This is a genomic window from Pseudoalteromonas sp. TAE79 (assembly GCF_000498015.1).
In the GTDB taxonomy this organism is placed as follows: Bacteria; Pseudomonadota; Gammaproteobacteria; order Enterobacterales; family Alteromonadaceae; genus Pseudoalteromonas.
Map to the genome: position 1 here is coordinate 7561 of NZ_AUTL01000063.1, position 7903 is coordinate 15463.

The following is a 7903-nucleotide window of genomic DNA, read 5'->3' on the forward strand; positions in this document are numbered from 1 at the left end:
CGGCAGGGTCTATAATGCCGTCATCCCACAAGCGTGCACTTGCGTAATACGGATGACCTTGCTCTTCGTATTGATCAATAATTGGCTTTTTAAAATCACTGATTTCTTGCTCGCTCATGCATTGGCCTTTACGTGCTAAACCATCTTGTTTAACTTGCGCCATTACACCCGCAGCTTGCTCGCCGCCCATTACCGAAATACGAGCATTAGGCCACATCCACATCATGGTTGGTTCAAATGCGCGGCCACACATACCGTAGTTACCTGCGCCGTAAGAGCCGCCAATAAGTACAGTGAATTTAGGCACATCAGCACACGAAACCGCCATCACCATTTTAGCGCCGTGCTTAGCAATACCTTCGGCTTCGTATTTTTTACCCACCATAAAGCCGGTAATATTTTGTAAAAATACTAAAGGAATATTGCGCTGAGCACACAGTTGAATAAAGTGGGCGCCTTTTTGCGCCGACTCACTAAATAAAATACCGTTATTAGCCACTATGCCAACAGGATTGCCGTAAATACTGGCAAAACCGGTGACCAGCGTTTCACCAAAGTAACGTTTAAATTCATCAAATGATGAATCATCCACTGTGCGCGCTATTACCTCGCGTACATCAAACGGCTTTTTAAGGTCGGTGCCTACAATGCCGTAAAGCTCGTTAATATCATAACGAGGTGGTTTTACATCCTCTAGAAGAGGGGCGGTCGGACGTGTGTAGTTAATACGTTCTATACATTGGCGCGCAATAGAAAGCGCATGAGCATCGTTTTCAGCAAAGTGATCGGCAACACCCGACACTTTACAGTGCACATCGGCGCCGCCTAACTCTTCAGCGGTTACTTCTTCGCCTGTTGCTGCTTTTACAAGCGGCGGGCCTGCTAAAAATATAGTGCCTTGATCTTTTACAATAATGCTTTCATCGGCCATCGCTGGTACATACGCACCACCTGCGGTACATAAACCCATTACCACGGCAATTTGTGGAATGCCTTTGCCCGACATACGGGCTTGGTTGTAAAAAATACGACCAAAATGTAACTTATCTGGAAATACATCATCTTGCTCTGGCAGATTTGCACCGCCAGAATCCACCAAATAAATACACGGTAAGTGGCAGCGCTCTGCGATGTCTTGTGCGCGTAAATGCTTTTTAACGGTAAGCGGAAAATATGTACCGCCTTTAACCGTGGCATCGTTTGCAATAATCATGCATTCAACGCCTTTAACACGGCCTATACCGGCTACAACGCCTGCACAAGGTATTGCTTGTTCGTACACACCAAAGGCTGCAAATTGCGAAATTTCTAAAAACGGTGAGCCTTCGTCAATTAATGTGTTTATGCGGTCGCGTACAAATAATTTACCACGGCCTTCGTGGCGCTCCTTTAATGCAGCGCCTCCACCTTGGCTAATTATTGCTACTTTACTGCGTAAATCATCCACCAGCGCTGACATATTTTTATGGTTTTGCACAAACGTTGGATCGTGAGGATTAACGCTCGATTTTAAAATAGTCATGGTTTAATCCTTAACGGCTTTCAGTGAAAAGTTCGCGGCCAATAAGCATGCGGCGTATTTCTGATGTACCTGCACCAATTTCGTATAATTTAGCGTCACGAAGAAGACGACCCGTTGCGTATTCGTTTATATAGCCATTGCCACCTAAAATTTGAATTGCATCTAGCGCCATTTTAGTTGCAAGCTCTGCTGCGTATAAAATTGCTCCGGCTGCATCTTTACGGGTGGTTTCGCCTCGGTCACACGCTTTAGCTACCGTATATACGTATGAGCGGGCAGCATTCATTTGTGTATACATGTCGGCTACTTTGCCTTGAATTAACTGAAATTGACCAATAGGGGTATCAAACTGTTTACGCTCATGAATGTACGGTACCACTATGTCCATACACGCTTGCATTATGCCAAGCGGGCCCGCTGCAAGTACTACGCGTTCGTAATCAAGGCCACTCATAAGAACTTTAACGCCTTCGTTTAAGTTACCTAAAATGTTCTCCTGGGGTACTTCGCAGTTTTCAAATACTAGCTCACAGGTATTTGAGCCGCGCATGCCCAGTTTGTCGAGCTTTTGCGCTGTTGAAAAACCAGGAAAGTTACTTTCAACAATAAACGCGGTAATACCTTTAGCGCCGGCGTTTAAATCTGTTTTAGCGTAAATAACTAACGTGTGCGCGTCTGGACCATTGGTGATCCACATTTTATTGCCATTTAAAATGTACTTATCACCTTTTTTTTCGGCTTTGAGTTTCATCGATACAACGTCAGAGCCCGCATTAGGCTCGCTCATTGCAAGGGCACCAATGTGCTCGCCACTAATAAGCTTAGGTAAGTATTTTTCTTTTTGAGCTTGTGTGCCGTTACGGTTAATTTGATTAACGCACAGGTTTGAATGTGCTCCATAGCTTAACCCTATAGAGGCACTGGCACGGCTAATTTCTTCCATAGCAATAACATGTTCTAAGTAACCTAAACCGGCGCCGCCAAGTTCTTCAGATACGGTCATACCTAGTACGCCCATTTCGCCCATTTGAGTCCAAAGTTGATTTGGAAAAGCGTTATCTAAGTCCGTTTTTTCAGCAAGCGGGGCAATCTCCTGACTCGCAAAACTGTTTACGTGGTCGCGGATCATATCGGCGGTTTCGCCAAGGCCAAAGTTCATTTCTTTATATAGTGAAATAGTGCTCATGATTCATTCCTGTGTGACGTGTGTGTTGTCAGTGTGTTTTTATTTTAAAAATAAACTTACTCGTCTATTTTATTAAGCGTGTCTCTGCAGCGGCGCTCGGCCGTCACCAACTCCATAAGAACAACTTTAATGTCGTCCATTTGTTGAGATAGGTCTGCTTTTTTTTCCGAAATAAGGTCAAGCATAGTAACCAACTGCTTAGCGCTTGATTTATCTGCGTCGTACAGTTCAAACAAACGACCGGTTTCGGCCAATGTAAAGCCCAATCGTTTACCACGTAATATTAGTTTTAAACGCACTTTATCGCGTTTTGAATAAATACGGGTTTGACCATTACGCTCTGGGGTTATTAACCCTTGGTCTTCGTAAAAGCGAATAGAGCGGGTTGTAATGTCAAATTCTTTAGCGAGTTCGCTAATGCTAAATGTTTGTTCATTACTGGCCGGCATTTTGGCTGAGCTTGCAAAGTTTGTTTGATTATCTGGTTTCATAATTGTATTTACCTCATTCGAATAACTCCAATATAAGTGAAGTTTACGTAAAGGTAAAGCTTGGTGTGATTTGAAACTATTTATAAAGGGGTGTTTAAGCGAAATATTGGTTTATATTATTAATATTCAATGAGTTATTTTTATTTTATCAGTGTAGTCTAACCGATGGAAAATAATCCTTACACTTATAAAACTAAAAATTAAGCTGTTTTTAGTTGACGTTGGCGTAAACGTTAGTATTGTGTAAGGGTATTAAATAATAAATGAATACTAAATTAATAGAGCAAATATACTAACAACTATTTGCATATAAATACAATGGAGTTAGTTATGACTTTAGAATCAGTGGTAATTGTAGCAGCAAAACGCACCCCAATGGGTGGTTTTATGGGAGCGTTAAGTGATGCGCAGTCTACCGAACTTGGCGCTACCGCCATTGCAAGCGCACTTGCACAAACTGGTTTAGCTAATGATGCAATAGACGAAGTAATTATGGGCTGTGTATTACCAGCAGGCCTTGGACAAGCACCCGCACGCCAAGCAATGTTAAAAGCAGGCCTTGCACTTAGCACTGGCGCTACAACAATTAATAAAGTATGTGGCTCTGGTTTAAAAGCGGCCATGCTTGCAAACGATTTAATTAAAGCAGGCTCTATTCAATCTGCTATTGCCGGTGGCATGGAAAGCATGACAAACGCACCGTACTTCATACCTAAAGCGCGTGGCGGTATGCGCATGGGACATGGCGAAATAAAAGATCACATGATGAGCGATGGCCTTGAAGACGCTTACGACAACAAAGCTATGGGTTGTTTTGCACAAGACACCGCCGATGAATACGGCATTGGCCGCGAGCAAATGGATGTGTTTGCACTAGGCTCATTAAGTAAAGCTAAAGCCGCGATACAAAACGGTAGCTTTGACAACGAAGTTGCACCCCATACAATGCAAACACGCAAAGGCGATGTAACAGTATCGATTGACGAGCAACCAGGTAACGCCCGCCCAGAAAAAATTCCAAGCCTACGTGCAGCTTTTAAAAAAGACGGCACTATTACAGCGGCTAATTCATCGTCAATTTCAGATGGTGGCGCAGCGCTTATATTAATGAGCGAATCTAAAGCAAAAGAGCAGGGCTTAACACCGCTTTGTAAAATTGTCGCGCACAGCACACATTCTCAAAAACCAAGTGAATTTACAGTAGCGCCAGTAGGTGCAATAAGCAGCGTGCTTGAAAAAGCAGGTTGGGCAGTAAACGATGTTGACCTTTGGGAAATTAACGAAGCATTTGCCATGGTAACCATGCTGGCTATTAACGAGTTAAAACTTGATGAAAGCAAAGTAAACGTCAATGGCGGTGCATGTGCACTTGGTCATCCAATTGGTGCAAGCGGCGCGCGTATTTTAGTAACGCTTATTCATGCCCTTAAAAACCGAGGCCTTAAAAAAGGCATTGCGTCTTTATGTATTGGTGGCGGTGAAGCGGTTGCTATGGCCGTAGAAGCGTATTAACTAGGTATTTAATAGTTATAAGAAAGCTGTACGAATAACTATAAAAGCGCTGCACTAATAATACTAACAAAGCGGCGCTACCAATTTTAAAAGAGAACACACAACTCACACACTAGGATTTAATCATGCACCAAGTACCACTACTTATTAATGGCGAATTTATTCAATCAGCATCAAAAGAGCTTATCGATGTTATAAACCCAGCAACTCAAGAAGTACTTGCACAAGTGCCATGTACCACAGAATCAGAAATGGACGCGGCAATTGCCTCAGCTTCTGAGACGTTTAAAACATGGAAAGACGTACCTATTACTGAACGTGCTCGCATTATGATGAAGTACGCGGCGCTATTAAAGGAACATCATGATGAGCTTGCTACCATTATTTGCCATGAATTGGGTAAAACATTTGAAGATGCAAAAGGCGATGTTTGGCGCGGTATTGAAGTAGTAGAACAAGCAGCAAACGCACCATCATTAATGATGGGTGAAACAATGGAAAACGTAGCGCGTAAAATCGATACGTATTCTTACATGCAGCCACTTGGCGTATGCGCGGGCGTAACCCCGTTTAACTTCCCAGCAATGATCCCTCTTTGGATGTTCCCGCTCGCTATTGTGTGTGGTAACACCTTTATTTTAAAACCGTCAGAGCAAGATCCACTTACACCAATGCGCTTAGCTGAGCTATTTATTGAAGCCGGCGCACCAAAAGGCGTATTACAAGTTGTTCATGGTACAAAACCACAAGTAGACCGCTTACTAGAAGATAAAGCAGTGCGTGCTATTTCGTTTGTAGGCTCGTGTGGTGTAGGTGCTTATATTTATTCTAAAGGCACACAAAATCTTAAACGCGTGCAAGCGTGTGTTGGCGCTAAAAACCACATGGTTATTATGCCTGATGCAAGTAAATCGCACGTTGTAAACAACCTAGTAGGCGCATCTGTCGGTGCTGCTGGCCAGCGTTGTATGGGTATTTCGGTTGCTGTGTTTGTAGGTCAAGCAAGTCAGTGGGTAGATGAAATAAAAGCAGGCTTTGAAAATGTACGCCCAGGCGTGTGGGATGATGCAAACGCGGCATACGGTCCACAAACATCAAAAGCAGCAAAGGCACGTATTTTATCACTCATTGCTGGTGGTAAAGAGCAAGGCGCTACCTGTTTAATTGATGGCTCTGACTTTACGGTTGAAGGGTATGAGCAAGGTAACTGGGTTGGTCCGACGTTATTTACCGATGTAACCAAAGAGATGGATTTATACAAAGAAGAAATATTTGGTCCAGTACTAGCGTGTATGTTTGTAGACACGCTTGAAGAGGCAATCGCCCTTATTAACGACAGCCCTTACGGTAACGGTACCTCGTTATTTACGTCAAGCGGCGCAGTGGCTCGTAAATTCCAACACGAAATTGAAGTAGGCCAAGTAGGTATTAATGTGCCAATTCCGGTGCCACTTCCGTTCTTTTCATTCACTGGTTGGAAAGGCTCGTTTTACGGCGATACTCACACGTACGGTAAGCAAGGTATTCGCTTTTACACAGAAACTAAAACAATTACATCACGTTGGTTTGAAGACGACATTGCGTCGGGCCCAAACATGAGTATTAACTTAAAATAATCGTAATTAAAAAATGAGTAAATAAAAGAATAATTAATAAAAAAGATGGGCGCGAAGGCTACTTCACACACAACACACATAAGCCTTCGCCGCTCGTCACGAACTACTCCCGTGACGGGAAACACTAACAACACAACTAACATAACTTACACAATTAAAGAGGTCTAACATGGACTTTAACTTATCTGAAGATCAACAAGCCTTTGCTCAAACTGCACGCCAATTTGCCGAGTCAGAACTTGCCCCCCATGCAGCAAAATGGGACCGCGAACATATCTTTCCTAAAGACACGATTAAAGCTGCGGGCGAGCTTGGTTTTTGTGGTTTATACACGCCAGAGGAAGCAGGCGGCCTTGGTTTATCTCGTTTAGATTCGAGCATTATTTTTGAACAACTTGCTATGGGCTGCACAGCAACCACGGCCATGTTAACCATTCATAATATGGCCACCTGGATGGTAGCAAGCTTTGGCACCGATGCAGTTAAAGACAAATACGTAGAGCAATTAGTCATGGGCGAGTTACTTGCCTCTTACTGTTTAACAGAGCCAGGCTCGGGCTCAGACGCCGCATCACTTAAAACAAAAGCCGTGCTTGAGGGTGATGAGTACGTTATTAACGGCTCAAAAATGTTTATATCGGGCGCGGGCGAAACCGAAGTATTAGTGGTAATGGCACGTACAGGCGGNGCTGCGGGTATTTCGGCATTTGTAGTGCCTGCCGACGCAAAAGGCGTTGAATATGGCAAAGCTGAAGAAAAAATGGGTTGGAACGCACAACCTACACGCCTAATTAGCTTTGAAGATGTACGCATTCCTGCACATAACTTATTAGGCGCAGAGGGAGAAGGCTTTAAATTTGCGATGCAAGGCCTTGATGGCGGTCGAATTAACATTGCCACATGTTCAATTGGTACAGCGCAAGCGGCGCTTAATACCGCCCGTGAATATTTAAAAGAACGCACGCAATTTGGTAAACCATTGGCTGCGTTTCAGGCTTTGCAATTTAAAATTGCCGATATGAACACCGAGCTTGTAGCTGCGCGCCAAATGGTAAGGCTTGCTGCATTTAAACTTGATAATAACGACGTTGAAAAAACAACTTACTGCGCCATGGCTAAACGTTTTGCTACCGATGTTGGCTTTACCGTATGTAACGACGCACTGCAAATTCATGGTGGTTACGGTTACATAAAAGAATACCCGCTTGAGCGCCATGTACGTGATGTACGCGTTCATCAAATTTTAGAAGGCACTAACGAAATTATGCGTGTGATTATAGCGCGCCGTATTTTGGCTGAGTCTGCAAGCGACGTTTTATAAGGAGCAATGTATGTCAGAATCTAAATCTAATCCGAGTATTGAACTTACAACCGAAGGTCATGTTGCTATTTTAACTATGTCTAATCCGCCAGCTAATACCTGGACAAAAGACACCCTAGTTGATTTAAAAAATACCGTTAACGCGCTTAATAATAACAAAAATATTTACGCCTTAGTACTGACTGGTGAAGGCGAGAAGTTTTTTAGCGCAGGTGCCGACCTAAACGTATTTGCTGGTGGCGATAAAGGCGTAGC

The 7903-nt window shown here is 43.4% G+C and carries 6 protein-coding genes and 1 pseudogene (1 of these 7 cut by a window edge); 4 read left to right on the forward strand and 3 right to left on the reverse strand.

Going from position 1 to position 7903, the window contains the following annotated elements; all coding sequences use genetic code 11:
- The 3 genes and pseudogenes from L655_RS01000000124915 to L655_RS0102530 form a co-directional block, all read right to left on the reverse strand.
- Positions 1–1522 (reverse strand): annotated as a pseudogene (locus L655_RS01000000124915) (carboxyl transferase domain-containing protein) (it extends 94 nt beyond the left edge of the window).
- A 10-nt stretch (positions 1523–1532) separates the two neighbouring features.
- Positions 1533–2708, reverse strand: coding sequence for an isovaleryl-CoA dehydrogenase (locus L655_RS0102525; RefSeq protein ID WP_024604001.1), 1176 nt, complete (start codon positions 2706–2708; stop codon positions 1533–1535).
- A 56-nt stretch (positions 2709–2764) separates the two neighbouring features.
- Entirely contained in the window at positions 2765–3199 is a 435-nt protein-coding gene (locus L655_RS0102530; protein ID WP_008135264.1) for a MerR family DNA-binding transcriptional regulator, read from the reverse strand.
- Between the two features lie 330 nt (positions 3200–3529).
- On the opposite strand from L655_RS0102530, the gene L655_RS0102535 reads away from it, so the two are divergent.
- The 4 genes from L655_RS0102535 to L655_RS0102550 form a co-directional block, all read left to right on the forward strand.
- The gene (locus L655_RS0102535; protein ID WP_024604002.1) at positions 3530–4711 is read left to right on the forward strand and encodes an acetyl-CoA C-acyltransferase; all 1182 of its coding nucleotides are present in this window, start codon (positions 3530–3532) and stop codon (positions 4709–4711) included.
- Between the two features lie 125 nt (positions 4712–4836).
- A complete protein-coding gene (locus L655_RS0102540; protein ID WP_024604003.1) occupies positions 4837–6327 on the forward strand; it encodes a CoA-acylating methylmalonate-semialdehyde dehydrogenase in 1491 nt (496 codons plus the stop codon).
- A 169-nt stretch (positions 6328–6496) separates the two neighbouring features.
- Positions 6497–7648 carry an acyl-CoA dehydrogenase family protein gene (locus tag L655_RS0102545; protein WP_024604004.1) on the forward strand — a complete coding sequence of 384 codons (1152 nt, stop codon included), beginning with the start codon at positions 6497–6499 and terminating at the stop codon, positions 7646–7648.
- A gap of 10 nt (positions 7649–7658) precedes the next feature.
- On the forward strand, positions 7659–7903 hold a 245-nt coding region (locus L655_RS0102550; protein ID WP_029751567.1), incomplete at its 3' end, for an enoyl-CoA hydratase-related protein.

Bases quoted from the DNA above. Each gene is read 5' to 3' on its own strand.
- L655_RS0102525 (WP_024604001.1), bottom strand. From the start codon at position 2,708: ATGAGCACTATTTCACTATATAAAGAAATGAACTTTGGCCTTGGCGAA.
- L655_RS0102530 (WP_008135264.1), bottom strand. From the start codon at position 3,199: ATGAAACCAGATAATCAAACAAACTTTGCAAGCTCAGCCAAAATGCCG.
- L655_RS0102535 (WP_024604002.1), top strand. From the start codon at position 3,530: ATGACTTTAGAATCAGTGGTAATTGTAGCAGCAAAACGCACCCCAATG.
- L655_RS0102540 (WP_024604003.1), top strand. From the start codon at position 4,837: ATGCACCAAGTACCACTACTTATTAATGGCGAATTTATTCAATCAGCA.